The organism is Nocardioides sp. Z35_8, from assembly GCF_059621125.1.
In genome coordinates, this window is sequence record NZ_JCAQIE010000001.1 from 1,856,278 (window position 1) to 1,881,852 (window position 25,575).

The following is a 25,575-nucleotide window of genomic DNA, read 5'->3' on the forward strand; positions in this document are numbered from 1 at the left end:
CGGGTGTCCCCCCTCCCGCATAGGCTGGGGAGGACATGAGCCCCACTGACGCACTGATCGACCACCCGCTCCTCGACGGCCTCAACGAGCCGCAGCGCGCGGCGGTGACCCACGCCGGCGCGCCGCTCCTCGTCGTCGCCGGCGCCGGGTCGGGCAAGACGCGGGTGCTGACGCGGCGCATCGCGTGGCTGATCAACGAGCGCAAGGCCCACCCGGGCTCGATCCTGGCGATCACCTTCACCAACAAGGCCGCGGCCGAGATGAAGGAGCGCGTCGAGGAGCTCGTCGGCAAGCGCGCGCGCATCATGTGGGTCTCGACCTTCCACTCCGCCTGCGTGCGCATCCTGCGCAAGGAGATCGACCGGGTGGGCTTCAAGTCCAACTTCTCGATCTACGACGCCGCCGACTCCAAGCGGTTGATGACGCTGGTGCTGCGCGACCTCGAGCTCGACCCCAAGCGCTACCAGCCCAACGCGGTGCTCCACTGGGTCTCCGACCAGAAGAACGAGCTGCGCGACGCCGAGGACGCCGCCAAGGAGGCGCGCAACTCCTTCGAGGAGGCCTACGCCAAGGCGTTCAGCCACTACCAGCGGCGCCTGCGCGAGGCCAACGCCCTCGACTTCGACGACCTGATCATGACGACGGTCCACCTGCTGCAGGCCTTCCCCGACGTCCGGGAGAACTACCGCCGGCGCTTCCGTCACGTCCTGGTCGACGAGTACCAGGACACCAACCACGCGCAGTACAGCCTGATCCAGCAGCTGTGCGGGCAGTCCCTCGAGGAGCAGGGCTCCGAGCAGGTCGAGCCGAGCGAGCTGATGGTCGTCGGCGACGCCGACCAGTCCATCTACGCCTTCCGCGGCGCCGACATCCGCAACATCCTCGACTTCGAGCAGGACTTCCCCGACGCGACGACGATCCTGCTCGAGCAGAACTACCGCTCGACGCAGACCATCCTCAGCGCCGCCAACTCCGTCATCGGCAACAACCGCGGGCGCAAGCCCAAGCGGCTGTGGACCGACGCGGGGGAGGGCGCCCGCATCGTCGGCTACGTCGCCGACGACGAGCACGACGAGGCGCGCTTCGTCAGCGAGGAGATCGACCGGCTCGCCGACGAGGCCGGCGTACGCCCCGCCGACGTCGCGGTGTTCTACCGCACCAATGCCCAGTCGCGCGTCTTCGAGGAGGTGTTCATCCGCACCGGCCAGCCCTACAAGGTCGTCGGCGGGGTGCGCTTCTACGAGCGCAAGGAGGTCCGCGACGCGCTGGCCTACCTCCGGATGCTGGTCAACACCGCCGACGAGATCTCGCTGCGCCGGGTGCTCAACACCCCCAAGCGCGGCATCGGTGACCGGGCCGAGGCGTGCATCGCGGCCCTGGCCGAGCGCGACCGGATCACCTTTTGGGAGGCGCTGACCCGCGCCGCCGACGCGCCCGGCCTGGCCACGCGCAGCCTGCGCAACATCGAGGGGTTCGTCGCGATGGTGCAGGAGCTGCAGTCGATGGTCGAGGCCGACGAGCGCCCCGACGTCATCCTCGAGTCGGTGCTCGAGCGCTCGGGCTACCTCGCCGAGCTCGAGGCCAGCGACGACCCGCAGGACGGCACCCGCGTGGAGAACCTCGCCGAGCTCGTGGCCGTCGCCCGCGAGTTCGCCGAGGACCCCCAGCCCGGTCCCAGCGCCGACCCGGCGGAGGTGGAGGCCGGCACGGTCGCGGTGGGCCTCGGTGACTTCCTGGAGCGGGTGGCGCTGGTCGCCGACGCCGACCAGATCCCCGACACCCCCGACGGCGACGACACGGGCGTGGTGACGCTGATGACGCTCCACACCGCCAAGGGCCTGGAGTTCCCCGTGGTGTTCGTCACCGGCCTCGAGGACGGCGTGTTCCCGCACCAGCGCTCGCTGGGCGACCAGCCCGAGCTCGAGGAGGAGCGCCGCCTCGCCTACGTCGGCCTCACCCGCGCGCAGCAGCGGCTCTACGTCTCGCGCGCCCTCGTCCGCTCCGCCTGGGGGGCGCCGAGCCACAACCCGGCCAGCCGCTTCCTCGACGAGCTGCCGGTCGACCTCGTCGACTGGCGACGCACGGCGGCCGAGCAGACCCGGTGGGGCCGCACCGACCTCACCGGCGGGTCCACGCGCCTGGGCACCCCCACCGACGCGGGCCGCCGCAACTTCAGCTCGGCGGCGCTGCGCGCCGACGCGGCCTCCAAGGCCAAGCCGGCGCGCGCGATCCCCAGCCTCGACCCGGGCGACCGGGTCGTGCACGACTCCTTCGGCATGGGCACGGTCGTGGCCGTGGAGGGCGCGGCCGAGAAGTCCGTGGCGTCCATCGACTTCGGCTCCGAGGGCGTCAAGCGACTGCTGCTGCGCTACGCCCCGGTCGAGAAGCTCTAGCCCCGCGGCTCGTCCGGTCCCCGGAGACGGCGGTCGGTCAGGGGACGATGCCGTGCTCGACGAAGGCCTGGAACGGGTCGACCGGTCCGCCGCCGCCGGGACGCACCTCGAGGTGGAGGTGGGAGCCGGTGACGTTGCCGGTCGTGCCGACGGTGCCGATGACCTCGCCGCCGTTGACGCGATCGCCGACCGAGACGTAGATGGAGGTCTGGTGGCAGTACCAGATCTCGGTGCCGTCATCGAGGGTGACGACGGTCTTGTTGCCGTAGGCGCCGTCGTAGCCGGTCGAGGTGACCGTGCCGTTGGCGACCGACAGGATCTGGTCGCCGCTGTTGGCGTTGAAGTCGAGGCCGGTGTGGTAGCTGGCCCAGAGGCCGTACTGGCCGAAGGTGGCGGTGATGCCGTAGCTGGCGAGGGGGAGAACCCACTTGTTCTCCTTGATCTTCGCCGCCTGCTTCTCCGCGGCCTGACGCATCTCCTTGAGCTTGGCGGCGTACTCGGCCACCTGCTTCTCGGCCAGGGCGACCAGCTCGGGGTCGGTCTCCTCGCTGCCGGAGTCGCGGATGTCGCCGCGGCTGACCAGGGGACCGCGGCGCGAGAGCGCCTGCCCGGCGGCCGCACCGATGGCCTGGGTGGAGCCGACCGTCGAGCCCGTCGAGGCCAGCGTCGTGACGCCGGCCCCCGCACCGGTGACGGCCGCGGTGGCGGAGACCGCGAGGACGGCGACACCGGCCACGAGCGGGACGGACGGCAGCCGCACCAGGGAACGGCGCGGCGCCGGGGTGGCGCGCCGCTTGCCGCTCACGGGTGCAGCCGATGCCGAGGTGCGGCGCTTGGGAGCGCGCTCCGCTCGGTGGTTGCCCATGAAGGAATTACCAATCTGCCGGATCGTCAGGGGGGTTCGGGTCGGCTAGACCGCGCCCGACTGTAACGGAAACATCACGGGAAAGTGCAACCCTTGACGGAATCTGGCCACATACCCCGGTCCGGCGGTCGGTAAACGGACGGTCTCCTCACCGGCGGGCGGCCTGGTAGCGCTCGAGGGCCTCGCGCCGCTCCTCGGCGTGGTCGACGATCCGCACGGGGTAGTCGTGCTCGTGGCCCACGTCGGACCTCCACGGCTCGTGGGCGACCCGCCCCGGCAGGTGGGCGAGCTCGGGGACCCAGCGGCGCACGTAGTCGCCGTCCGGGTCGAACTTCAGGCCCTGGGTGACCGGGTTGAAGACGCGGAAGTAGGGCGAGGCGTCGGTGCCCGTGCCGGCCACCCACTGCCAGCCGTGGTTGTTGGACGCGACGTCGCCGTCGATGAGCAGGTCGAGGAAGTGGCGGGCGCCGACGGGCCACCACACGTGCAGGTCCTTGGTGAGGAACGAGGCGGTGATCATCCGCACGCGGTTGTGCATCCACCCGGTGTGCAGCAGCTGGCGCATCCCGGCGTCGACGACCGGGTAGCCCGTGGTGCCGGTGCGCCACGCCTCGACGGCGTCCTCCGGGTCGTCGTAGCGCATGCCCGCCAGTGCGGGGCGCAGGTCGGCCCACGCCGACCCCGGGGCGTGCCACAGGACGTCGGCGTAGAACTCGCGCCACGCCAGCTCGGTGGCGTACGTCGAGGTGTGCGCGACCTCCGCGAGGAGGGAGCGGGGGTGCAGCACCCCGAGGTGCAGGTAGGGCGAGAGCCGCGACGTGCCGTCGTGGTCGGGACGGTCGCGCGCCACGTCGTAGTCGTGCAGGCCGGCGTCGCGGAACGCCCGCCAGCGCCGCCACGCGGCGTCCTCGCCGGCCGGGGGGAGGTCGAACGGCGCGCCGGCCACCGCGTCCTCGAGCAGGCCGAGCGCGCGCGGGTCGGACTGGCACGGCTCGATCGCGGGGGAGCGGGGCGTGGGGGCCGGCTCCGGCCAGCCGTGCTCGCGCCACGCCCGGGCGAAGGCGCTGAACACCTGGTAGGGCCCGCCGCTGCCGTTGCGCACGAGCCCGGGACCGACGGCGTACGGCGATCCGGTGGCGACCAGCTCGACCTCCCGGCCCACCGCCTCGTCGCGGCGACGGCCGTAGGGGGTCGTCTCGGCGGCGACGTGCACCCGCCGGCCGGCGGCCACCCGGGGCACGACCTCGCGCGGGTCGCCGTGGTGGATCGTCAGCGGGATGCGCTCGGCCAGGGCCAGCACGTTGGCGGCGAGCCACGCCCGCCGGGCGGGGCCCGACCCCGCCCACAGGGCGGGGTCGACCACGAAGAGCGCCGTCGTGGTGCCCTCCTCGAGGGCCGCCAGCAGCGCCGGGTTGTCGCGCACCCGCAGGTCGCGGCGGAACCACACGAGACTCGAGCGCGCGTCCCGGTCCGAGGTGGGCATGCTCCTCACCGTAGCCCGGGCGTGAGCACCGCCACTCCACCTGACCTCGTGCCACCACGCCGATGAGGTCTAGGGTGCCGAGAGGGATATCCCGCCACTGTTCGCAGACGAAAAGGATCGGTCACCTCGTGGACCTGATGGAATTTCAGGCGAAAGAGCTCTTCGCCAAGCATGGAGTAACGACCACCCTGGGTGTCGTCGCCGAGACCCCGGAGGCTGCTCGCGCCGCAGCCGAGGAGATGGGCGGCGTGACCGTCGTCAAGGCCCAGGTCAAGGCCGGCGGCCGCGGCAAGGCCGGAGGCGTGAAGATCGCCAAGACCGCCGACGAGGCGGAGTCCTACGCCCGCGACATCATCGGCATGGAGATCAAGGGCCTGCGGGTCAACCGCGTCCTGGTCACCCCCGCGACCCCGCCGGTGGAGGAGTACTACTTCTCCTTCCTGCTCGACCGCTCCAACCGCTCGCACCTGTGCATCGCCTCGGTCGAGGGCGGCGTCGAGATCGAGGAGGTCGCCAAGACCAACCCCGACGCGGTGAAGAAGATCCGCATCGACGCGCTCGAGGGTGTCACCCCCGAGAAGGCCGCCGCGATCGTCGACGAGGCGAAGTTCCCCGCCGAGCTGCGCGACCAGGCCATCGAGATGGTCCAGAACCTGTGGAAGGTCTACGTCGAGGAGGACGCCACCCTCGTCGAGGTCAACCCGCTGGCCCGCCTCGAGGGCGACAAGCTGGAGGCCCTCGACGGCAAGGTGTCGCTCGACGACAACGCCTCCGAGGTCCGCCACCCCGACCACGCGCAGTTCGAGATCCGCGAGGAGGCCGACGCGCTCGAGTCGAAGGCCAAGGACAAGGGCCTCAACTACGTCAAGCTCGACGGCCAGGTCGGCATCATCGGCAACGGCGCGGGCCTCGTGATGAGCACCCTCGACGTGGTCGCCTACGCCGGCGAGGCGCACGGCGGCGTCAAGCCCGCCAACTTCCTCGACATCGGCGGCGGCGCCAACGCCCAGGTGATGGCCGACGGCCTCGACGTGATCCTCGGCGACGAGCAGGTCAAGAGCGTCTTCGTCAACGTCTTCGGCGGCATCACCTCCTGCGACGAGGTGGCCAACGGCATCAAGGGCGCGCTGGAGATCCTCGGCGACAGCGCCACCAAGCCGCTCGTCGTACGCCTCGACGGCAACAACGTGCAGAAGGGTCGCGCGATCCTCGACGAGCTCAACCACCCGCTGGTCACCCAGGTCGACACGATGGACGGCGCGGCCGACAAGGCCGCCGAGCTCGCCCACCAGGCCTGAGAGAGAGAACTGAACAGATGAGCATCTACCTCAACAAGGACTCCAAGATCATCGTCCAGGGCATGACGGGCGGCATGGGTGCCAAGCACACGACCCTCATGGTCGAGTCGGGCGCCGACATCGTCGGCGGCGTCAACGCCCGCAAGGCCGGCACGACCGTCGAGCTCGGCGGCAAGGAGCTCCCGGTCTTCGGCACCGTCGAGGAGGCGATGAAGGAGACCGGCGCCGACGTGTCGGTCGCGTTCGTCCCGCCGGCGTTCACCAAGGACGCCTGCATCGAGGCCATCGACGCCGAGATCCCGCTCCTCGTGGTGATCACCGAGGGCGTCCCGGTCCTCGACACGGCCGAGGTCGTGGCCTACCTCGAGGGCAAGAAGACCCGCATGATCGGCCCCAACTGCCCCGGCATCATCACGCCGGAGGAGTCGCTGGCCGGCATCACGCCGCACACCATCGCGGGCAAGGGCCCGATCGGCCTGGTGTCGAAGTCGGGCACGCTGACCTACCAGATGATGTACGAGCTGAAGGACTTCGGCTTCACCACCGCCATCGGCATCGGCGGCGACCCGATCGTCGGCACCACGCACATCGACGCGCTCGAGGCCTTCGAGAACGACCCGGAGACCAAGGCGATCGTGATGATCGGCGAGATCGGCGGCGACGCCGAGGAGCGGGCCGCGGCCTACATCAAGGAGCACGTGACCAAGCCGGTCGTCGGCTACGTCGCCGGCTTCACGGCCCCCGAGGGCAAGACCATGGGCCACGCCGGCGCCATCGTCTCGGGCTCCTCGGGCACCGCGCAGGCGAAGAAGGAGGCCCTCGAGGCCGCCGGGGTCAAGGTCGGCAAGACGCCGTCCGAGACCGCCGCGCTGATGCGGGAGATCCTCCAGGGACTCTGAGTCATCGGGGCCCCCGGGCTCACTCCAGACGGCCTCGCAGGTCCACCTGCGGGGCCGTCGTGGTCTTCACGTGCAGGGCGGGCCGGTGCGCCTGCCACAGCAGCCGCCACAGGACGTGCGCGCCCAGCAGGCGCACCGGTGCCACCGCGCTGGGACGTCGCGGCGACGGCAGGGTCGGGCAGGCCGAGCTGGTCAGCGTCGAAGGAATGGACACCGTTCTCCCCGTTCTCGTGGACACCGTGTTGCCGGGCGCATCAGTCGCGGCCCGCCGACCGCTCGGCGAACGTCGTCAGCGCCGCGACCGTCTCGCGCAGTGGCGCGACCGTCCGGGCGACCGCGCGGTCGACGTCGTCCTCGGTCCACTGCCCGTACGTCGAGGTGACCAGCAGCGCCGCCCCGGCGGGGACGACGTGCACGACGGTCGCGCCGTCGCCGGCCCGTCCGTCGACGCGGTAGGTCTGCAGCAGCGTCGCGGCCGGGCGCGGGCCGAAGGGCGAGGCGAGCACCTGGGTGCGGGTCTCCATGTCTCCCGCTCCGCCCGCTCCGCCCGAGTCCCCCGAGTCCCCCGAGTCGCCGGAGTCGCCCGACACGTCCGCCCGCTCGCACCCCGTCGCGAGCTCGGCGATGTCCTCCGCCAGGCGGCTCGCGTCGCCGGGCGCCGGGAGGACGACCAGGTCGCGGGTGTCGGCCGACTCGCCGCCGCTGTTGTCGGCCACCATCCGGTCGCGGACGACGAGCCCGCGCAGCGGCGACGTGCCGCACAGGTCGAGGTCACGCAGCCCGGTCCCGGTGCGAGAGGTGGGCACGTCGTCGCGCGGGCCGCCCATGCCCGCCGAGAGCGGGAAGTCGTCGGGGATCGCGGCCCCCGGCCCGGTCGCCACCGACGTGGGTGTGCCCCCGGTCGACGGGACGGGGGGCGACTCGCCCCGGCACGCCGACAGCGCGAGCGCGCACGCGAGCGCGACGGTGACGAGCCGTGCGCGGTGCCTCATGAGCGGTGAGACGCCGCGGCGCGCGGAAAGGTTGTGTCAGCGTGCGGAGTCGAGCGGACCGAGCCGCTGCATCACGCGGCGCGCGAGGGTGACGAAGTCGGCCCGCGACATCGTCATGTTGCGGTCGGGGGCGAAGCCGAGCTGCGAGACGGCGCCGCCGTCGCGCACGATGGCCATCAGGAACGGGAACGACTGTCGGTCGTTGATCTCGAACGTCAGCGCCCACACGCTCAGGTCGGAGGACTTCGAGGAGCTCGACGCCAGCTGCGTCACGCTCGTGCCGAGGTTGGCGCGAGCGCACTCGCGGATCCGGTCGCGCACCGTGTCGACGAACGTGCGCGCCCGGGCCGGCTTCATCGCCCCGACGGTCTGGGTGAGGCCGAGCTGGCTGGCGTTGGGCGTCTCCGGGAACAGGAAGGTGCGGGTCAGCGCCTTGCTGATGCCCTTGCCGGTGAAGCTGGTGCGGTCGCAGCGGGTGGCCGCGTAGTTGGTGCGGGCCTTCTCGGCGTCGGTGCCGACCCAGGGGCCACGGACGGCGGACACGGGGGGCAGGTCGACCACCGACAGCAGCCCGGGCGGCGTACCGATGGGGAGCGGCGCGCTCGTGCGCGCCCTTGCCCGACCGGCGCAGGTGCCGGCCCCCTCGGCGCCGCAGACGCCGTTGACCGCCGCGGACAGCCCGGTGAGCACCGCCTTGTCGCCGACCGGCTTGCCCTGGCTGCGCACCACCAGGGCCACCACCAGGCGGCCGGTGCGCGCGACGCCGACGGAGATGTCGGCCGACTTCTTGCCCCACGAGCGCAGCCTGAAGGCGCGGGCCTCGTCGCCGACGCGCGTGACGGTGCGGGTGGTGACGAGCTGGGTGCGCGGGTCGATGCAGCCGGCGAACCACAGCGAGGCGGTCTCGAAGGCCTGCTCGGCGTCCTCGGCGGTGCGCGACGTCTCGACCACCTCGACGGCCGTGGACCGCACGGAGGTGACCTCGCGCTTGCGGGTGCGTGCGCGCTTGCCCGTGCCGACCTTCTTCTTCACGACGCGGGTCTCGGTCCCCTTCCACGTGCGCGTCAGCGCGCTCACCCCGTCGGGGTCGGCGAACCGCTCCCGCTGGCAGGGCGCGACGAGGCCGTCGCCGTCGACGTCGTCGGTGGTGGCGGTCTCGGTCCAGTCCAGCCCGGCCCCGAACCGGGACAGCTGCGCGGGGGAGAGCAGGGCGTCGGCGGCGACGTTGTCGGCGCCGTCGGCGTCGGAGACCGGTGGGTGCACCGTGACCCCCGGCGTCGACTTGTCCTCGCCGAGGCTGGTCGGCTCTGCTCCCGACCCGGCGGCGACGAGGGAGCCCGAGGCGACCAGCGCCGCCGTGGCGACCGCCGCGCCGATGACCGTGTGCGTGCGCCGGCGCGCCGCGCCGGAGCGCCGGATCACGGTGGCCCGCGGCCAGCGGATGTCCTCGAGCGGGCCGGAGAGGGCGTGGAGCAGGCGGGGGATCTCGGTGCTCGGCGCGTCGCGGTGCAGCGCGAACTGCGCGGTCGCGGTCTGGAGCTCGCGCTCGGCGTCGGCGCGGGGCAGGCCCACGGTGCGGGCGAGCTCGCTCAGGGAGAGGGCGGAGAGCACGTTGAGCACGAGCAGCTCACGCTGGCGGGCGGTGAGCTTGCTCAGCGCGTCGAGGGTGCTGCGCACCTCGGGGTCGAGCGACTTGTCACGGTGCCAGAGGCGGGCGTTGTGCCGTCGGCGGGCGCGACCGAGGGCGAGGGCGCGGACGTAGCCGTCGCGGTCGTCGAGGTGCTCGACCTTGCGCCAGTGGTGCCACGTCACGACGAAGGCGTCCCGGACGGCGGTGCGGGCCGCGGGCGCGTCACCGGTCAGTGCGTACGCCTCGTGCAGGAGGCGGGTGCGCGTCTCGACGTAGTAGGCGTCGAAGGTCTCGGGGCTCCTCATGACCGCTCCACGGTACGGGAGGCGTGCACACGGCGCACATCCGTCCCACCGGTCCCGGCCGGGGGCGGCGTGGCAGCGCGATCTGCCGCGGGGAGCGGGTGATGATGGGGCGGCCATGACGTCGCTCCTGACCCGACCCGAGCACCCCCGGACCGAGGCTCCCCGGCCGCGTCCGCTCGTGCTCATCGCCACGTTCGGCGGCGCCCTCGCCGCCCTCGGTCCGCTCGTCGTGCTGCTGGCGGTCGGGGTCATCGGCTGGTTCGCCAGCGACGCGGGCGTCCACGGCGCCCCGCGCGACGGGATGCGGGTCGGGGCCCTGGCCTGGCTGGCCGGTCACGGCTCCGGCGTCACGGTCATGGGCGCGCGGATCACGATCGTCCCTCTCGGCGTCACGGCGATCGCCGCCTGGTCGATGTGGCGCCTGGGCCACCGCGTCGGCGACGCCGTCTCCGGCCACGGCCCCGACGCCGACCGCATCTCCGACGGCGAGCGCGACCTCACCGTGCCCACCGCGATCGCCCTGTTCTTCTCCGCCTACGCCGTCGTGGCCGTCGTGGTCGCGACCCTCGCCGCCGGCACCACCGCCGACCCGTCCCTACCGCGGGTGCTCGGCTGGAGCCTGCTCCTGACCGCGTTCGTCGCGGCGCCCGCCATCGCGATCGGCTCGGGCCGCGCGGCGATCTGGGCGGCGTTCGTGCCGCTCTCGGTCCGCGCGGGCGCCGCCGTGGCCGGAGCCGTGCTGGCCCGGCTGCTCGCCCTCTCCGCGCTCGTGTTCCTCGTCGCGCTGGCCCTCTCCTTCGACGACGCCGCCACGATGACCTCGCGGCTGCACCAGAGCCCGGCCGAGGCCGGGCTCTACTCGCTCGTCAACGCCGCGTTCGCGCCCAACGCGGCCCTGTTCACCGGCTCGTGGCTGCTCGGCCCCGGCTTCGCGATGGGTGGGGCCACCGTGGTCTCGCCCGGCGCGGTGGTCCTGGGGCCGCTGCCGGTCGTGCCGCTGCTCGCCGCGCTGCCCGCCGTCGGCACGCCCGCCGGCTGGGTCGGCGCGCTGATGGCGCTGCCGGCGCTGGTCGCGGCCTGGTCGGCCCACCGCACGCTGCGCGGCCGGGTGCTGACCTGGGATCGGATCGCGCTCGCCGGCTGCGGTGGCGGGCTCGCGGCCGGCGTCGGCTTCGCCGTGCTCGCCTCGCTGTCCGGCGGTGCGGCCGGGCCCGGCCGCATGCGGTTCGTCGGCCCGTTCACCCGCGACGTCCTGGTGCACTCGGTCACGGCGTGCGGGATCGGTGCGCTGGCCGGTGCGGCCGTGCTGTCGTGGCTGGCCTGGCGCGCGGCCCGGGCGGTGCCCCAGGTGCCCGCACCGGCCGGCGACCCGGCCCACCCCGGCGCCGAGGACTGAGCGTGAGGGCTGGACACAGCCACGGCGCGCGCCCTTCCCTGGGCCCGCTGCCGCGTCGGCTCGCGGTGCTGATCGGACTCGTCGTGGGGCCGCTGGTGCTCGCGACGCTGGTCGGGCTGGTCGTGCTGTGGCCCGACGGCGACCTTCAGATCGACCAGCCCGGCGTCGACGTCGAGCGCGGCACCGCGACCGTGACCGAGGTCGGTCCCTGCCCGCCGCGCGACGGCGAGGAGGTGGCGGGCTGCCGGCTCGCGGAGGTCGAGCTGCTCAGCGGGCCCGGTGCGCCCGGCACGGCGGACGCGCTGCTGCCCTACGGCCCCCAGGCGCCCGAGGTGGTCGCCGGCGACCGGATCATCGTGTCGCTCACCGAGCAGGCACCCGCCGGCGAGCAGTACGCGTTCCAGGACTTCGACCGCGGCCCGCCGCTGCTGGTGCTGACGATCCTCTTCGCCGTCGGCGTCCTCGCGCTGTCGCGCTGGCGCGGCATCGGTGCGCTCGCCAGCCTGGCGTACTCCCTCGTCCTGATCGCGGTGTTCACCCTGCCGGCGATCATGGAGGGCGCCTCCCCGCTGCTGGTCGCGGTGACGTCCGCCGCCGCGATCATGCTCGTCACGCTCTACCTCTCCCATGGCTTCGACGTGCGCTCGACCGTGGCGATGATCGGCACCCTGGTGTCGCTGGTGGTGATCGGCGGCGTCGGCTGGGTCTTCACCCGGGTCGGCCACTTCACCGGCCTGGTCGACGAGGGCAGCCAGTACATCTCCGGCATCGCCGCCCAGGTCGACCTGCGCGGCCTGCTGCTGGCCGGGCTGGTGATCGGCGCGCTCGGCGTGCTCGACGACGTCACCGTCACCCAGACCTGGGCGGTCTGGGAGCTGGCCGACGTCGACCCCGACGCGACCACCCGCTCGCTCTTCACGCGGGCGATGCGCATCGGGCGCTCGCACGTCGCCTCCACCGTCAACACGCTGGTCCTGGCCTACGTCGGCGCCACGCTCCCGCTGATGCTGGTGTTCTCGGCGCTGTCGATGCCGTTCGGCGTCGCGATCAGCCAGGAGGTCGTCGCGCAGGAGGTCGTGCGCGGCCTGGTCGGCGGCCTGGGCATCATCGCCGCGGTGCCGGTGACCACGGCGATCGCGGCCCTCGTCGCGGGTCGGCTGGTGCGCGACCGGGGCGTGGGCGCGGGCGGGTCCCACCGCGCCTAGGATCGCCCCGTGCAGCAGCCCGCCCGCCTCGTCGTCCTCGTCTCGGGGGCCGGCACCAACCTCCAGGCACTGGTCGACGCCTGCGCCGATCCGGCGTACGGCGCCCGGGTGGTGGCGGTCGGCGCCGACCGCGACGGCATCGAGGGCCTGGCCCGCGCCGAGCGCGCCGGCATCCCCACGTTCGTGCGCAAGCTGTCGGACTTCGAGACCCGCGAGGGATGGGACGCGTCGCTGGCGACGGTCGTGGAGCGCTTCGAGCCCCACCTGGTGGTGTCCGCGGGGTTCATGAAGCTGCTGTCCACCGAGTTCCTCGACCGGTTCCTCACCGTCAACACGCACCCGGCGCTGTGCCCGGCGTTCCCGGGGATGCACGGCCCGCGCGACGCCCTCGAGCACGGCGTCAAGGTGACCGGGGCGACCCTGTTCGTGGTCGACGGCGGCGTCGACACCGGGCCGATCGTGGCGCAGGTGCCCGTCGAGGTGGCCGACGACGACGACGTCGCGTCGCTGCACGAGCGGATCAAGACCGCCGAGCGCGCCATGCTCGTCGACGCGGTGGGCCGCATCGCCCGCGACGGCATCACGGTGGAGGGTCGCCGGGTTCGCATCGGCGCTCCCGCTCGGTAGTCTGCAGCCACACGACTGGCGCAGGTGGGTCACCACCAGGGAGTGACGCCGGGGAGCATCGAACGCCTGGGTGCCCCCGACTCGTTGCCCACCCGAGGAGTCCCGTGTCCCCCACCGCCGAGCACCGCGTCCCGATCCGCCGCGCCCTCGTCTCCGTCTACGACAAGACCGGCCTCGACGAGCTGGTGCGCGGCCTGCACGGCGCCGGCGTCGAGCTCGTCTCCACCGGCGGCTCCGCCGCGCTCATCGACTCCCTCGGCCTGCCGGTCACCCGCGTGGAGGACCTCACCGGCTTCCCCGAGTGCCTCGACGGCCGCGTCAAGACCCTGCACCCGCGGGTGCACGCCGGCATCCTGGCCGACCGCCGCCTCGACTCCCACGTCGCGCAGCTCGAGGAGCTCGGCGTCGAGCCGTTCGACCTCGTCGTGAGCAACCTCTACCCGTTCACCGAGACCGTCGCCTCGGGGGCCGGACCCGACGAGTGCGTGGAGCAGATCGACATCGGCGGGCCCTCGATGGTGCGCGCCGCCGCGAAGAACCACCCCAGCGTCGCCATCGTCACCTCACCCGCGGCGTACGACGCCGTGCTCGCCGCCGTCGCGGCCGGCGGCTTCACGCTGGCCGAGCGGCGTCGCCTCGCGGCGGAGGCCTTCGTCCACACCGCGACCTACGACGTCCACGTGGCGTCGTGGATGGGCAACGTGCTCACCGACACGAGCGACGGCTCGGGCTTCCCGGCGTGGCTGGGCGCGACGTGGACCAAGGAGGCGGCGCTCCGCTACGGCGAGAACCCGCACCAGTCCGCCGCGCTCTACGGCACCGGCTTCCTGCCCGACGGGCCGGGCCTGGCCCAGGCCACCCAGCACCACGGCAAGGAGATGTCCTACAACAACTACGTCGACGCCGACGCGGCCCGCCGGGCGGCCTACGACTTCGACGAGCCAGCCGTGGCGATCATCAAGCACGCCAACCCCTGCGGCATCGCGGTCGCCGACGACGTCGCCACCGCCCACCGCAAGGCGCACGAGTGCGACCCGGTCAGCGCCTTCGGCGGCGTGATCGCCACCAACGTGCCGGTCTCCGTCGCGATGGCGCAGCAGGTGGCCGAGATCTTCACCGAGGTCGTCGTGGCGCCCGGCTACGAGGACGGCGCCATCGAGGCGCTGCAGGCCAAGAAGAACATCCGGATCCTGGAGTGCCCGCCGCTCACCCGCGGCGGCAGCGACCTGCGCTCGATCTCCGGCGGGCTGCTGCTGCAGCAGCGCGACGTGCTCTCCGCGGAGGGCGACGACCCCGCGAGCTGGACCCTGGCGACCGGCGAGGCCGCCTCCGACGAGGTGCTGGCCGACCTCGCCTTCGCCTGGCGCGCCTGCCGGGCGGTGAAGTCCAACGCCATCCTGCTCGCCTCCGGCGGCGCCTCCGTCGGCGTCGGGATGGGCCAGGTCAACCGCGTCGACTCCTGCCGCCTCGCGGTCGAGCGGGCGGGGGAGCGGGCCGCGTCGGCGGTCGCGGCCTCCGACGCGTTCTTCCCGTTCGCCGACGGCCCGCAGATCCTCATCGACGCGGGGGTGCGGGCGATCGTCCAGCCCGGCGGCTCGGTGCGCGACGCCGAGGTGGTCGCGGCGTGCGAGGCGGCGGGCGTGACGATGTACCTCACCGGGGCCCGGCACTTCTTCCACTGACGCGCCCCCGGGCGGTGCGTGGAGGGGGCGCCGCGGCGCGGAAAATGCCGCGCGCGCACCGCCGACCCCTGTTATCTTGACGTCAAGATAGCCGAGTGGGGGTGCGACGTGCGGTGGTGGCAGCGGGTCCTCCCGCCGACGAAGCTCGAGCGCGACCTGGTCTGGCAGTGCGTGCTGTCGGCGTTCGCCACCGGCACGTTCCTCGCCGGCACCGCCGTCTACTTCACCCAGGTCGTCGGGCTGAGCGGGGCGCAGGTCGGGCTGGGCATGTCGATCGCCGCGGGCGTCACCCTCGTCCTGCAGCTGCCGATGGGCCGGCTCGCGGACCGGGTCGGCGCCAAGCCGCTGTGGGCCGTGGCGAGCCTCGTGGAGGCGGCGCTCTACCTCGCGTGGCCGTTCATCGGCGACATGGCGACCTTCGTCGCGATGCTGTCGGTGCTCGCGATCTTCGAGACCGCCGGGCGCAACGCGCGCAACGTCTACCGGATCGCGGTCTTCCCGCGTGCGGTCCGCGTGCGGGCGATGGCCTACATGCGCGCCGCCCGCAACGTCGGCTACACCCTCGGCGCCGGCGCCAGCGGAGTGGCGCTCGGCATCGGCCTCGACGCCGTGCGCCTGATCCCGTTGGTCACCGGCGCCCTCCTGGTGCTCAACGCGCTGCTGATCGCGACGGTGCTGCCGGCGGTGGCGCGCGCCGTGCCGGAGGTGCAGGACGACGGGACGCCCGTCGCGGCGCCGCCGGCCTGGCGCAACCCGGGCTTCGTCGTGCTGAGCGTCTGCAACGGGGTGCTCTCGTCCAACCAGGTGCTGCTCAACGTCGTGGTGCCGCTGTGGTTGGTCGAGCGCACCGACGCGCCGGTGACGCTGGTGGCCTGGCTGTTCGGCACCAACACGGTCCTCGCCGTCGCGTTGCAGGTGCGCGCGAGTCGCGTCGCCGACTCCGTCGACGGGTCGCTGCGGGCGGCGCGGTGGTCGGGCTACGCGTTCGTCCTCTCGTGCGGGCTCATCGCCTGGACCCACGAGACGGTGGGCTGGGTCTCGATCGTGCTGATCTGGATCGGCCACGTCACCATCACCGGCGCGGAGCTGTGGCAGTCGGCCGCCGACTGGTGCTTCACCGCCGAGCTCTCCGACCACCGGCGTCTCGGCGACTACCAGGGGATCTGGGGCCTGGGCTACCAGGTCGAGCCGATCGTCTTCCCGGCCCTCTACACCTGGCTCGCCCTCACGGTCGGCACGGTCGGCTGGGTCGCCATCGCCGTGATCGGCATGACGGCCGCCGTCGTCGCCCACCCCGCTGCCCGCGCGGCCGAGCGGCACCTGGTCCGGATCGGGGCGCCGGTCGGGGTCTGAGCGAGCCGATCCCTAGACTGGCCCGCGTGACGGCACAGACCCTGGACGGCGCGGCCACGCTGCGGACCATCAAGGCCGAGCTCGCGCAGCGAGTCGCCGCACTCCGTGAGCAGGGGGTGGTCCCCGGGCTCGGCACCGTGCTGGTCGGCGACGACCCCGGCTCGCACTGGTACGTCGGCGCCAAGCACAAGGACTGCGCGGAGATCGGCATCACCTCGATCCGGCGCGACCTTCCCGCGGGCGCCACCCAGGCCGAGGTGGAGGCCGTCATCGACGAGCTCAACGCCGACGACGCCTGCACCGGGTTTCTCGTCCAGCAGCCCACCGGGCTCGATGAGTTCGCGCTGCTGTCGCGCGTCGACCCCGCCAAGGACGTCGACGGGCTGCACCCGGTCAACCTCGGCAGGCTCGTGCTCGGCGAGGCCGGACCGCTGCCGTGCACGCCGGTCGGGGCCATCGAGCTGCTGCGCCGCCACGGCGTCGAGATCGCGGGCGCCGACGTCGTCGTCGTCGGGCGCGGCATCACCGTCGGCCGCCCCCTCGGCCTGCTGCTGACCCGGCGTTCGGAGAACGCCACGGTCACCCTCTGCCACACCGGCACCCGCGACCTCGCCTCCCACGTGCGCCGGGCCGACATCGTCGTCGCGGCCGCGGGAGTCCCCGGCATCATCACCGCCGACATGGTCCGGCCCGGCGCGGCCGTGCTCGACGTCGGCGTGTCGCGGGTCGACGGCAAGGTCACCGGCGACGTGGCCCCCGACGTGTGGGACGTCGCCGGCTGGGTCTCGCCCAACCCCAAGGGCGTCGGTCCGATGACGCGGGCGATGTTGCTGAGCAACATCGTCGAGATCGCCGAGAAGTCCGTCCGGTCCTGACATGCCCGACCCCGACGCCCCGGAGCCGTCCGTCGAGCCGCCCGAGTCGGTGCCGCCGGTCTCGGCGGAGCCGCCGCCTGAGGACCCCGACGAGCCGCGCCGCTACCCCTCGACGATCGGGGGAGCGTTCTACCTGCTCGTCCTGGGCGTCGTCGCGGTGGCGATGGTCGTGGTGGTGCTCGACGAGTGGCGCACCGGCATCCGGATGGTGGGCGGCGCGCTGATCGCCGCGGCGCTCGTACGCCTGGTGCTGCGCCGGCGCGACGCCGGGATGCTGGCCGTGCGCCACAAGGTGCTGGACGCGCTCATCCTCGTCGTCCTGGGCGGGTCGCTGATCTTCCTCGCCGGCTCGATCCCGGACCAGCCCGGCTTCTGAACGCCGCGAGCCGGCGCTCGTGCCCCGAGAAGGGACACGGGCGCCGGCTCGGCGGTCGAGGTGCGGTCAGGATGCGCCGACTCGACGTGAGCCAGCGGTCAGGACGGGCCTGCTCGTCAGATCAGGCCCAGCTCCGTGACGGCCTTGCGCTCGTCGTCGAGCTCGGCGGTCGAGGCGTCGATGCGCGCGCGGGAGAAGTCGTCGATCTCGAGGCCCTCCACGATCGACCAGTCGCCGCCGGAGGTGGTGACCGGGAAGGAGGAGATCAGGCCCTCGGGGACGCCGTACTCGCCGCTCGAGACGACCGCCATCGACACCCAGTCGTCGGCCGCGGAGCCGAAGAGCCAGTCGCGCGCCGCGTCGATGGTCGCCGAGGCGGCCGAGGCGGCCGAGGACGAGCCACGGGCGTCGATGATCGCCGCGCCGCGCTTGGCGACGGTCGGGATGAAGTCGTTCTCCAGCCAGGCCTGGTCGCCGACCAGCTCGGCGGCGTTTTGGCCGTTGACCTCGGCGTGGAACAGGTCGGGGTACTGGGTCGCGGAGTGGTTGCCCCAGATCGTCATCTTCGCGATGTCGGTGACCTTCGCGCCCGTCTTGGCGGCGAGCTGGCTGATCGCCCGGTTGTGGTCGAGGCGGGTCAGCGCCGAGAACCGCTCGCGCGGGATGTCGGGGGCGTTGCTCATCGCGATCAGCGCGTTGGTGTTGGCCGGGTTGCCCGTCACGCCGATGCGCACGTCGTCGGCGGCCACGGCGTTGAGGGCCTTGCCCTGCGCGGTGAAGATGGCGCCGTTGGCGGAGAGCAGGTCGCCGCGCTCCATGCCCGGGCCGCGGGGACGCGCGCCGACGAGCAGCGCGAGGTTGACGCCGTCGAAGATCTTCTCGGCGTCCGCGCCGATCTCGACGCCGGAGAGCAGCGGGAACGCGCAGTCGTCCAGCTCCATGACGACGCCCTCGAGCGCCTTGAGGGCGGGCTCGATCTCGAGCAGTCGGAGCTCGATCGGGCGGTCCGCGGCCAGCGCGCCGCTGGCGAGGCGGAACAGCAGGCTGTAGCCGATCTGGCCGGCGGCGCCGGTGACGGCGACCTTGAGAGGTTCAGCGGAGGTCACGGTGGTCTTCTCCTCGCGAGATGAGGTCGGTGAGGTCTGTCCCGCTGACGCTAGCAGCGCCCGGCCCGGCGTCGTCGGCTGGTCTGCGGCTGGCATGCTGGCGCCCATGACGAGGGCGCCACGGGTCGTACGCCGGGGGCGGGCGGCGACGGCGCTGCTCGCCGCCGGCCTGGCGCTCGGCCTCGCGGGCTGCGGCGGTGTCGGCCAGCCGGCGCCCTACGACTCCCCGGGCATCAACGGCCTCGTCGTCCCGACGCCGAGCCCCGAGCCCGCCGACTTCGTCGACGCCGTGGACAACCCGTGGCTCGCCCTCGAGCCGGGGGCGCGGCGGACCTACGACGTGGGTGACGGCGCTCGCGACCTCGGCACGATCGAGGTGGAGGTGCTCGAGGCCACCGTCCCGGTCGCCGGGCTCGACGCCACGGCCGTGCGCACCACGACCGACCTCGACGACGGCACCGGCCGCACGACGAGCGTGGAGACCCGCCTCTACGCCCAGGACACGGCGGGCAACGTCTGGCTCGTCGGCGCGGACGGGGCTGACGGGGGCACCGGCAGCTGGCGGGCGGGCGAGGACGCTGCTCAGGCCGGGCTCGCGATGCCGGCCGACCCGCGGCTCGGCGACGGGTGGCTCGCCTACGACGTGCCCGGCCTGCCGCGGGCGAGCAGCACGATCGAGGACCAGTCGGCCGCGCTGGTGCAGCTGCGCAACGAGGCCGGCACCACGACCCGCACGGTGTACGAGAAGGGTGCCGGCCTCGTGGGGCTCGTGGACCTCGACGACGGCTGGACCGCCGAGCCGGCCGACTGACCCGGAGTCAGTCCGGGCGCCGCACCTGGGTGCGACCGTCGTCGTCGCCGTCAGGGTTGCCCCAGTGGCCCGGAGCGCTCTGGCCGGGCTGCTGCTGGACGGGCGGCTGCTGGCCGGGCTGCTGGGGGGCGGGCTGGCCCCACTGGCCCGGCTGCGACTGCTGGCCGGGCTGCTGCGGCGCGGGCTGGCCGCCCCACTGGCCGGGCTGCTGCGGCGCGCCCTGGGGTGCGCCGTGGGCCGGGTCGGGCTGCTGCTGCGGCTGCTGGTAGGGGTCGGGCTGGCCCCACTGCTGCTGCGGGGGAGCGCCCCAGGCGGCGCCGGGCTGGCCCCAGCCGCCCTGCTGGCCCTGGTTCCACTGCGCCTCGTAGTTGCCCGGGACGGTCTGGTCCTTGCGGCCGCCGCCGAAGTTGAGGCCGGAGCCGGCGACCGGGGCAGCGCCCTGGCCGAAGAGCAGCGGGTAGGTGAGGCCGGCGATCGCCGCGCCCAGCAGCGGCGCGAGGACGAACAGCCAGAGCTGCGCGACCGCGTCCATGCCGGCGAAGACGCCGACGCCGATGGAGCGGGCGGGGTTGACCGACGTGCCGGTCAGCGGGATCGCGACGAAGTGGATCATCGACAGCGCGAGGCCGATCGCGAGCGGGCCGAGCGCGACGTTGACCTCGTTGCGCTCGTCGGTGACGCCCAGGATGACCCACAGGAAGACCGCGGTCAGCAGCACCTCGAGCAGCAGGGCGGCCCACCAGGCGAAGCCCGAGCCCTGGTCGCCGAAGAAGTTCTGCCCCATGTTGCCCTCGGCGACGAAGCCGTCGAAGCCGTGGCCCAGCGCGAAGAGCACCGCGCCGGCCAGGAGGCCGCCGAGGAGCTGGGCGGCCATGTAGATGCCGACCTGGTTCCACGGCAGGCGACCGCCGAGGACCGCGCCGAGCGTCACGGCGGGGTTGAAGTGTCCGCCGGAGATGCGCCCGACGGCGTAGGCCATCACCACGACGGTGAGACCGAAGGTCAGCCCGGTGGCGACGATGTCGCCTCCGGTGTAGACGGCCGCACCGCAGCCGAAGAAGACGAGCACGAACGTGCCCATCGCCTCCGCGGTGAACTTCTGTCCGGTGGTGGGTGTGGCTTCGACGGTGTCGCTCATTCGCTCGTCCTCCAAGGTCAGGGTGGCCGTACCCCTCGTAGGCCAACGTCGAGCCTAGCGGCGTCGGGACGGGGGTGCGAGGGTAGGCAAGTCGTCAGGCGGGTCTGACGTCAGGTATCTTGACGTCAAGAGTTATGCCCGGATCAGATCACGATCTACAGGAGCTGTCGTACCCATGGCCAAGATCATCTACACCCAGACCGACGAGGCGCCGCTCCTGGCGACGTACTCGTTCCTCCCGATCATCGCCGCCTACGCGAAGACCGCCGGTGTGGACGTCGAGACCCGTGACATCTCGCTGGCGGGCCGCGTGATCGCCCAGTTCCCCGACCGGCTGAGCGACGAGCAGCGCCTCGCCGACGACCTCGCCGAGCTCGGCGAGCTGGCCACCCGGCCCGAGGCCAACATCATCAAGCTGCCCAACATCTCGGCCTCCGTCCCGCAGCTCAAGGCGACCATCGCCGAGCTGCAGTCGCAGGGCTACGACCTGCCCGACTACCCCGAGAACCCGCAGACCGACGAGGAGCGCGAGATCCGCGCCCGCTACGACAAGGTCAAGGGCTCTGCGGTCAACCCGGTGCTGCGCGAGGGCAACTCCGACCGCCGGGCGCCGGCGTCGGTGAAGAACTACGCACGCACGCACCCCCACTCGATGGGCGCGTGGAGCAGCGAGTCCAAGACCGCGGTCGCCACCATGGGCCACGACGACTTCCGCACCAACGAGCAGTCCGTGGTGATGCCGGCCGACGACACGCTGTCCATCGTCCACGTCGGCACCGATGGCCAGGAGACGGTGCTCAAGGCCGACCTCGAGGTCCTCGAGGGCGAGGTCGTCGACGCGACCTTCCTGAGCGCCGCCCGCCTCGACGAGTTCCTCGAGGAGCAGGTCGCGCGGGCCAAGGCCGACGGCGTGCTCTTCTCCGCCCACCTCAAGGCCACGATGATGAAGGTCTCCGACCCGATCATCTTCGGCCACGTGGTGCGCGCCTACTTCGCCGACGTCTTCGCCCGGTACGGCGAGGACCTGGCCGCCGCCGGCCTGTCGGCCAACGAGGGCCTCGGCGCCATCCTGGCCGGCCTCGACTCCCTCGACAACGGCGCCGAGATCAAGGCGGCGTTCGAGAAGGGCCTGGCCGAGGGCCCGGCGCTCGCGATGGTCGACTCCGACCGCGGCATCACCAACCTGCACGTGCCCTCCGACGTCATCATCGACGCCTCGATGCCGGCGATGATCCGCACCTCGGGCCAGATGTGGAACGCCGACGGCGAGCAGCAGGACACCCTCGCGGTGATCCCCGACTCCTCCTACGCCGGCGTCTACCAGGCCGCGATCGACGACTGCCGCACCCACGGCGCGCTCGACCCCTCCACCATGGGCTCGGTGCCCAACGTCGGGCTGATGGCCAAGGCGGCCGAGGAGTACGGCTCGCACGACAAGACGTTCGAGATCCCCGCCGCCGGCCGCGTCGAGGTGCGCAACGGCGCCGGCGAGGTGCTGATGTCGCACGACGTCGAGGCCGGCGACATCTGGCGCGCCTGCCAGACCAAGGACGCCCCGATCCGCGACTGGGTCAAGCTCGCCGTCACCCGCGCCCGCGCCAGCGACACCCCGGCGGTGTTCTGGCTCGACGAGACCCGCGCCCACGACGCCAACCTCATCGCCCTGGTGAAGAAGTACCTGGAGGACCACGACACCGAGGGCCTGTCGCTGGAGATCATGGCGCCGGCGGAGGCGACGGCGTACTCGCTGGAGCGGATCCGCCGTGGCGAGGACACCATCTCGGTGACCGGCAACGTGCTGCGCGACTACAACACCGACCTGTTCCCGATCCTCGAGCTCGGCACCAGCGCCAAGATGCTCTCGATCGTGCCGCTGATGAACGGCGGCGGCCTCTTCGAGACCGGCGCCGGCGGCTCGGCGCCCAAGCACGTGCAGCAGCTGGTCAAGGAGGACTACCTCCGCTGGGACAGCCTCGGCGAGTTCTTCGCCCTGGCGGCCTCGCTGGAGCACCTCGCCGACCACGACGACAACGCGCGGGCGCGCATCCTCGGTGACACCCTCGACAAGGCCACCGAGACCTTCCTCAACGAGGACCGCTCGCCCGGGCGCAAGCTCGGCACGATCGACAACCGGGGCTCGCACTTCTACCTCGCCCTCTACTGGGCCGAGGAGCTGGCGAAGCAGACCGAGGACGCCGAGCTCGCGGCGGCGTTCGCCTCGCTCGCCGGCACCCTGCGCGAGGCCGAGCAGACGATCGTCGACGAGCTGCTCGCGGTCCAGGGCAAGCCCGCCGACATCGGCGGCTACTTCCGCCCCGACCCGGAGAAGGCCGCCGCGGTGATGCGTCCGTCCGCGACCTTCAACGACGCGATCGCCACGCTGGACTGACCGCGACGCACGTCACAGGCAGGACCCCCGGGGAACAAACCCCGGGGGTCCTGCTCTTGCGCCAGGTGATGACGACGACCGCCGACCCGACCGAGCTTCCCGACCATCCGACGTCCGGCCACCTCGACGTCCCCTCGGTGACGGCGCGCCACTTCGGCCTGGCCGTGCTCGCCCTGGCGATGGGCGGCTTCGCCATCGGGACCACCGAGTTCGTGACGATGGGCCTGCTGCCGCAGATCGCGCGCGGCGTCGACGTCTCCATCCCGACCGGCGGGCACGTCATCTCGGCGTACGCCGTCGGGGTCGTCGTCGGCGCGCCGGTGCTGGCCTTCCTCGGCGCGCGACTCCCGCGCCGGGCCCTCCTGGTGGCCCTGATGGTCGCGTTCGCCGCCGGCAACGGGCTGAGCGCGCTCGCGACGTCCTACGAGCAGCTGATGGCCGCCCGCTTCGCCGCCGGGCTGCCCCACGGCGCCTACTTCGGCGTCGCCTCCCTCGTGGCCGCGAGCATGGCCCGTCCCTCCCGCAAGGGGCGCGCGGTCTCGCTGGTCATGCTCGGGCTGTCGTTCGCCAACGTGATCGGCGTGCCCGCGGCGACGGTGCTCGGGCAGGAGCTCGGGTGGCGCGCGGCCTTCTGGGCCGCCGGCGGCCTGGCCGTGGTGACCCTCGCCCTCGTCGCCTGGTTCGTCCCGTCCGTCCCCGGCGACGCGGAGGCCAGCGGGCTGCGCGAGCTCGCGGCGTTCAAGGTGCCCCAGGTGTGGCTGACGCTGCTGGCGGGCGCCGTCGGCTTCGGCGGCATGTTCGCGGTCTACTCCTACATCGCCCCGGTCGTCACCGACGTCGGTGGCCTGGGGGAGCGGTCGGTGGCGGTGTTCCTGCTCTTCTTCGGCCTCGGCATGGTCGCGGGCACCTCGCTGGCCGGGATCATGGCCGACTGGTCGATCTTCCGCTCGCTGATCATCGGCGGCGTCGGGATGGCCGCGACGATGCTGGCCTTCTGGCTCGCGGCGCCCCACGGGTGGGCCGCCCTGCCGGTGGTCTTCCTCATCACCACCCTCGGCTCGGTGCTGGTGGTCAACCTGCAGCTGCGGCTGATGGACGTGGCGGGCGACGCGCAGACGCTGGGTGCCGCGATGAACCACGCCTCGCTCAACATCGCCAACGCCCTGGGCGCCTGGCTCGGCGGCCTCGTCATCGCCGGCGGATGGGGGCTGCGCGCCCCGGCCCTGGTCGGCCTGGCCCTGTCGATCCTCGGGGTGGCCATCCTGCTGCTCTCCGCGAGGCTCCACGTGCGCCAGCGCGACGCCGTGCCCGCCTGAACGCCGGGGTGCTCGGCGCCGCCTTGCACGCACCACGATGCACGCATTTTCCGGTGATGTTGCACGGAGTTAACACACGCGGAACTCTTGCGTAGCGCAGACTTGTAACGATCCAATCCACGAAGGGCGGGCAGGCCGCCCGAGATCTCCCGAGGAGGACGTGATGGACGACGACAAGATCGTGCGCGAGGTGGAGCGCCGCCGGCAGCTGGCGGACCGCAACGTCAGCGCTGTGGTCGACCTGCTGCAGCGACGCCAGGAGCTCAAGGGGATCTACCCCGCGGCCGACTTCTTCGCCGAGAACGTCGGCTGGGCCGTCTGACGGGATCGACCCGGGCAGTGCGGGCTCGGGCCGCTCAGGCCCAGCTGTAGACCATGCCCATCGCCTCGCTGACCTCGGCCAGCGTCGCGTCCGCGACCTCGTTGGCCCGGGCGTTGCCGCGGCGCAGGATCTCGTCGAGGTAGGCCGGATCGGCCTCGAGCTCGGCCCGGCGGGCGCGCAGCGGTGCCAGCTCGGTGTTGATCGCGTCGGTCAGGCGCCGCTTGAGGGCACCGCCGCCCCCGTCCCCGATCTCCTCGGCGACCACGGCCGGGTCGACGCCCTCGCAGAGGCCGATGAGGGTGAGCAGGTTGGCCACCTCGGGCCGCGCGTCCGGGTCGTAGGTGATGACGCGGTCGCTGTCGGTCTTGGCGCCCTTGAGCTTCTTGGCGGTCTCGTCGGCGCTCATCCGCAGCTCGACCACGTTGCCCTTGGACTTGCTCATCTTGGTGCCGTCGGTGCCCAGGATGAGAGGAGCCTCGGACAGCAGCGCGCCGGGCTCGGGGAACACCGGGGCGTAGCGGTCGTTGAAGCGGCGCGCGACGACGCGGGTCTGCTCGAGGTGGGGCAGCTGGTCGCGCCCGACCGGGACGACGTTGGCCTTGCAGAACAAGATGTCGGCGGCCTGGTGCACGGGATAGGTGAGCAGGAGGCCGCCGATCGAGGTGATGCCGGCCGACCTGGCCTCGTCCTTGACCGTGGGGTTGCGCTGCAGCTCCGCGACGCTGACCAGGCTGAGGAACGGCAGCATCAGCTGGTTGAGCGCCGGCACCGAGGAGTGCGTGAAGATCGTCGCCCGGTCGGGGTCGAGGCCCGCGGCGATGTTGTCGAGCAGCAGGTTGCGCACGTTGCTCGAGATGTCGCCGAGCACGTCGCGGTCGGTGATCACCTGGTAGTCGGCGATGAGCTGCCAGATCTCCGCGCCGCTGTCCTGCAGGCGCAGGCGGTTGCGGATCGAGCCGAAGTAGTGGCCGATGTGCAGTGCCCCGGTCGGACGGTCCCCGGTGAGCATGCGCAGCGATGCCGGGTCCTTCGCCATCTGCTCCTCGATGGCGTCGCTGCGAGCCTGGGCGGCGCGGAAGGTCTCACTCACGCGGCCGATCCTTTCACGGGGCCG

The 25,575-nt window shown here is 72.8% G+C and carries 22 protein-coding genes and 1 riboswitch; of the genes, 14 read left to right on the plus strand and 8 right to left on the minus strand.

Annotation, left to right across the window (positions count from 1 at the left end):
- Nucleotides 1-35 precede the first annotated feature (35 nt).
- Complete coding sequence (pcrA, locus tag AC54T2_RS08970) at nucleotides 36-2,393, plus strand: DNA helicase PcrA (protein WP_186341312.1); 2,358 nt, start codon at nucleotides 36-38, stop codon at nucleotides 2,391-2,393.
- Nucleotides 2,394-2,430: 37 nt separating this feature from the next.
- On the opposite strand, the gene AC54T2_RS08975 is transcribed toward pcrA, so the two are convergent.
- Nucleotides 2,431-3,198 (minus strand): M23 family metallopeptidase, encoded by a 768-nt coding sequence (locus AC54T2_RS08975; protein ID WP_496666003.1) that lies wholly within the window; start codon nucleotides 3,196-3,198, stop codon nucleotides 2,431-2,433.
- Nucleotides 3,199-3,406: 208 nt separating this feature from the next.
- Nucleotides 3,407-4,741 carry a cryptochrome/photolyase family protein gene (locus tag AC54T2_RS08980; protein WP_496666004.1) on the minus strand — a complete coding sequence of 445 codons (1,335 nt, stop codon included), beginning with the start codon at nucleotides 4,739-4,741 and terminating at the stop codon, nucleotides 3,407-3,409.
- Between the two features lie 128 nt (nucleotides 4,742-4,869).
- On the opposite strand from AC54T2_RS08980, the gene sucC reads away from it, so the two are divergent.
- Nucleotides 4,870-6,039 carry an ADP-forming succinate--CoA ligase subunit beta gene (gene sucC / locus AC54T2_RS08985; RefSeq protein ID WP_186341315.1) on the plus strand — a complete coding sequence of 390 codons (1,170 nt, stop codon included), beginning with the start codon at nucleotides 4,870-4,872 and terminating at the stop codon, nucleotides 6,037-6,039.
- Between the two features lie 17 nt (nucleotides 6,040-6,056).
- Nucleotides 6,057-6,938 carry a succinate--CoA ligase subunit alpha gene (sucD, locus tag AC54T2_RS08990; protein WP_186341316.1) on the plus strand — a complete coding sequence of 294 codons (882 nt, stop codon included), beginning with the start codon at nucleotides 6,057-6,059 and terminating at the stop codon, nucleotides 6,936-6,938.
- A 19-nt stretch (nucleotides 6,939-6,957) separates the two neighbouring features.
- Here the strand turns inward: sucD and AC54T2_RS08995 are convergent, their stop codons facing one another.
- From AC54T2_RS08995 to AC54T2_RS09005, 3 genes are read right to left on the minus strand one after another with little or no spacing between them, the layout of a single operon-like run.
- Nucleotides 6,958-7,152 (minus strand): hypothetical protein, encoded by a 195-nt coding sequence (locus AC54T2_RS08995; protein WP_186341317.1) that lies wholly within the window; start codon nucleotides 7,150-7,152, stop codon nucleotides 6,958-6,960.
- A 40-nt stretch (nucleotides 7,153-7,192) separates the two neighbouring features.
- Nucleotides 7,193-7,930: a hypothetical protein gene (locus AC54T2_RS09000; RefSeq protein WP_496666005.1), complete on the minus strand. Its 738-nt coding sequence runs from the start codon at nucleotides 7,928-7,930 to the stop codon at nucleotides 7,193-7,195.
- Between the two features lie 36 nt (nucleotides 7,931-7,966).
- The gene (locus AC54T2_RS09005) at nucleotides 7,967-9,865 is read right to left on the minus strand and encodes a SigE family RNA polymerase sigma factor (protein WP_186341319.1); all 1,899 of its coding nucleotides are present in this window, start codon (nucleotides 9,863-9,865) and stop codon (nucleotides 7,967-7,969) included.
- 115 nt (nucleotides 9,866-9,980) lie between these two features.
- Between AC54T2_RS09005 and AC54T2_RS09010 the strand changes: the two genes are divergently transcribed.
- The 7 genes from AC54T2_RS09010 (at nucleotide 9,981) to AC54T2_RS09040 (ending at nucleotide 17,379) form a co-directional block, all read left to right on the plus strand.
- Complete coding sequence (locus tag AC54T2_RS09010) at nucleotides 9,981-11,261, plus strand: cell division protein PerM (RefSeq protein WP_496666006.1); 1,281 nt, start codon at nucleotides 9,981-9,983, stop codon at nucleotides 11,259-11,261.
- Between the two features lie 2 nt (nucleotides 11,262-11,263).
- Nucleotides 11,264-12,466: a YibE/F family protein gene (locus tag AC54T2_RS09015; RefSeq protein ID WP_496666007.1), complete on the plus strand. Its 1,203-nt coding sequence runs from the start codon at nucleotides 11,264-11,266 to the stop codon at nucleotides 12,464-12,466.
- Nucleotides 12,467-12,475: 9 nt separating this feature from the next.
- Entirely contained in the window at nucleotides 12,476-13,093 is a 618-nt protein-coding gene (purN, locus tag AC54T2_RS09020) for a phosphoribosylglycinamide formyltransferase (RefSeq protein ID WP_186341322.1), read from the plus strand.
- Between the two features lies 1 nt (nucleotide 13,094).
- A riboswitch (ZMP/ZTP riboswitch) is annotated at nucleotides 13,095-13,172 on the plus strand.
- A gap of 25 nt (nucleotides 13,173-13,197) precedes the next feature.
- The gene (purH, locus tag AC54T2_RS09025) at nucleotides 13,198-14,775 is read left to right on the plus strand and encodes a bifunctional phosphoribosylaminoimidazolecarboxamide formyltransferase/IMP cyclohydrolase (RefSeq protein WP_186341323.1); all 1,578 of its coding nucleotides are present in this window, start codon (nucleotides 13,198-13,200) and stop codon (nucleotides 14,773-14,775) included.
- 108 nt (nucleotides 14,776-14,883) lie between these two features.
- A complete protein-coding gene (locus AC54T2_RS09030) occupies nucleotides 14,884-16,128 on the plus strand; it encodes an MFS transporter (RefSeq protein WP_186341324.1) in 1,245 nt (414 codons plus the stop codon).
- Between the two features lie 26 nt (nucleotides 16,129-16,154).
- Nucleotides 16,155-17,003: a bifunctional methylenetetrahydrofolate dehydrogenase/methenyltetrahydrofolate cyclohydrolase gene (locus AC54T2_RS09035; RefSeq protein ID WP_489975915.1), complete on the plus strand. Its 849-nt coding sequence runs from the start codon at nucleotides 16,155-16,157 to the stop codon at nucleotides 17,001-17,003.
- 1 nt (nucleotide 17,004) lies between these two features.
- Nucleotides 17,005-17,379 (plus strand): DUF3017 domain-containing protein, encoded by a 375-nt coding sequence (locus AC54T2_RS09040; RefSeq protein WP_186341326.1) that lies wholly within the window; start codon nucleotides 17,005-17,007, stop codon nucleotides 17,377-17,379.
- Nucleotides 17,380-17,495: 116 nt separating this feature from the next.
- On the opposite strand, the gene AC54T2_RS09045 is transcribed toward AC54T2_RS09040, so the two are convergent.
- Complete coding sequence (locus AC54T2_RS09045; RefSeq protein WP_241005335.1) at nucleotides 17,496-18,485, minus strand: malate dehydrogenase; 990 nt, start codon at nucleotides 18,483-18,485, stop codon at nucleotides 17,496-17,498.
- 106 nt (nucleotides 18,486-18,591) lie between these two features.
- Here AC54T2_RS09045 and AC54T2_RS09050 point away from each other — a divergent pair, with 106 nt between their 5' ends.
- Nucleotides 18,592-19,296: a hypothetical protein gene (locus tag AC54T2_RS09050; protein WP_186341328.1), complete on the plus strand. Its 705-nt coding sequence runs from the start codon at nucleotides 18,592-18,594 to the stop codon at nucleotides 19,294-19,296.
- A 7-nt stretch (nucleotides 19,297-19,303) separates the two neighbouring features.
- Here AC54T2_RS09050 and AC54T2_RS09055 read toward each other — a convergent pair whose 3' ends face one another.
- Complete coding sequence (locus AC54T2_RS09055) at nucleotides 19,304-20,434, minus strand: aquaporin (RefSeq protein ID WP_496666008.1); 1,131 nt, start codon at nucleotides 20,432-20,434, stop codon at nucleotides 19,304-19,306.
- A 175-nt stretch (nucleotides 20,435-20,609) separates the two neighbouring features.
- On the opposite strand from AC54T2_RS09055, the gene AC54T2_RS09060 reads away from it, so the two are divergent.
- The 3 genes from AC54T2_RS09060 to AC54T2_RS09070 all read left to right on the plus strand — a co-directional run bounded on the left by AC54T2_RS09060 (nucleotide 20,610) and on the right by AC54T2_RS09070 (nucleotide 24,461).
- Nucleotides 20,610-22,823, plus strand: coding sequence for an NADP-dependent isocitrate dehydrogenase (locus AC54T2_RS09060; protein WP_496666009.1), 2,214 nt, complete (start codon nucleotides 20,610-20,612; stop codon nucleotides 22,821-22,823).
- Between the two features lie 68 nt (nucleotides 22,824-22,891).
- Nucleotides 22,892-24,139 carry an MFS transporter gene (locus AC54T2_RS09065; RefSeq protein ID WP_496666010.1) on the plus strand — a complete coding sequence of 416 codons (1,248 nt, stop codon included), beginning with the start codon at nucleotides 22,892-22,894 and terminating at the stop codon, nucleotides 24,137-24,139.
- A gap of 163 nt (nucleotides 24,140-24,302) precedes the next feature.
- Entirely contained in the window at nucleotides 24,303-24,461 is a 159-nt protein-coding gene (locus AC54T2_RS09070) for a hypothetical protein (protein WP_186341332.1), read from the plus strand.
- Nucleotides 24,462-24,495: 34 nt separating this feature from the next.
- On the opposite strand, the gene trpS is transcribed toward AC54T2_RS09070, so the two are convergent.
- The gene (gene trpS, locus AC54T2_RS09075; RefSeq protein ID WP_397180301.1) at nucleotides 24,496-25,560 is read right to left on the minus strand and encodes a tryptophan--tRNA ligase; all 1,065 of its coding nucleotides are present in this window, start codon (nucleotides 25,558-25,560) and stop codon (nucleotides 24,496-24,498) included.
- Nucleotides 25,561-25,575 lie beyond the last annotated feature (15 nt).

What these genes read in the sequence shown, in the direction of transcription:
- pcrA (WP_186341312.1), top strand. Translation starts at nt 36, where the DNA reads ATGAGCCCCACTGACGCACTGATCGACCACCCGCTCCTCGACGGCCTC.
- AC54T2_RS08980 (WP_496666004.1), bottom strand. Translation starts at nt 4,741, where the DNA reads ATGCCCACCTCGGACCGGGACGCGCGCTCGAGTCTCGTGTGGTTCCGC.
- sucD (WP_186341316.1), top strand. Translation starts at nt 6,057, where the DNA reads ATGAGCATCTACCTCAACAAGGACTCCAAGATCATCGTCCAGGGCATG.
- AC54T2_RS09000 (WP_496666005.1), bottom strand. Translation starts at nt 7,930, where the DNA reads ATGAGGCACCGCGCACGGCTCGTCACCGTCGCGCTCGCGTGCGCGCTC.
- AC54T2_RS09005 (WP_186341319.1), bottom strand. Translation starts at nt 9,865, where the DNA reads ATGAGGAGCCCCGAGACCTTCGACGCCTACTACGTCGAGACGCGCACC.
- AC54T2_RS09010 (WP_496666006.1), top strand. Translation starts at nt 9,981, where the DNA reads ATGACGTCGCTCCTGACCCGACCCGAGCACCCCCGGACCGAGGCTCCC.
- AC54T2_RS09040 (WP_186341326.1), top strand. Translation starts at nt 17,005, where the DNA reads ATGCCCGACCCCGACGCCCCGGAGCCGTCCGTCGAGCCGCCCGAGTCG.
- AC54T2_RS09050 (WP_186341328.1), top strand. Translation starts at nt 18,592, where the DNA reads ATGACGAGGGCGCCACGGGTCGTACGCCGGGGGCGGGCGGCGACGGCG.
- AC54T2_RS09055 (WP_496666008.1), bottom strand. Translation starts at nt 20,434, where the DNA reads ATGAGCGACACCGTCGAAGCCACACCCACCACCGGACAGAAGTTCACC.
- AC54T2_RS09060 (WP_496666009.1), top strand. Translation starts at nt 20,610, where the DNA reads ATGGCCAAGATCATCTACACCCAGACCGACGAGGCGCCGCTCCTGGCG.
- AC54T2_RS09065 (WP_496666010.1), top strand. Translation starts at nt 22,892, where the DNA reads ATGACGACGACCGCCGACCCGACCGAGCTTCCCGACCATCCGACGTCC.
- AC54T2_RS09070 (WP_186341332.1), top strand. Translation starts at nt 24,303, where the DNA reads ATGGACGACGACAAGATCGTGCGCGAGGTGGAGCGCCGCCGGCAGCTG.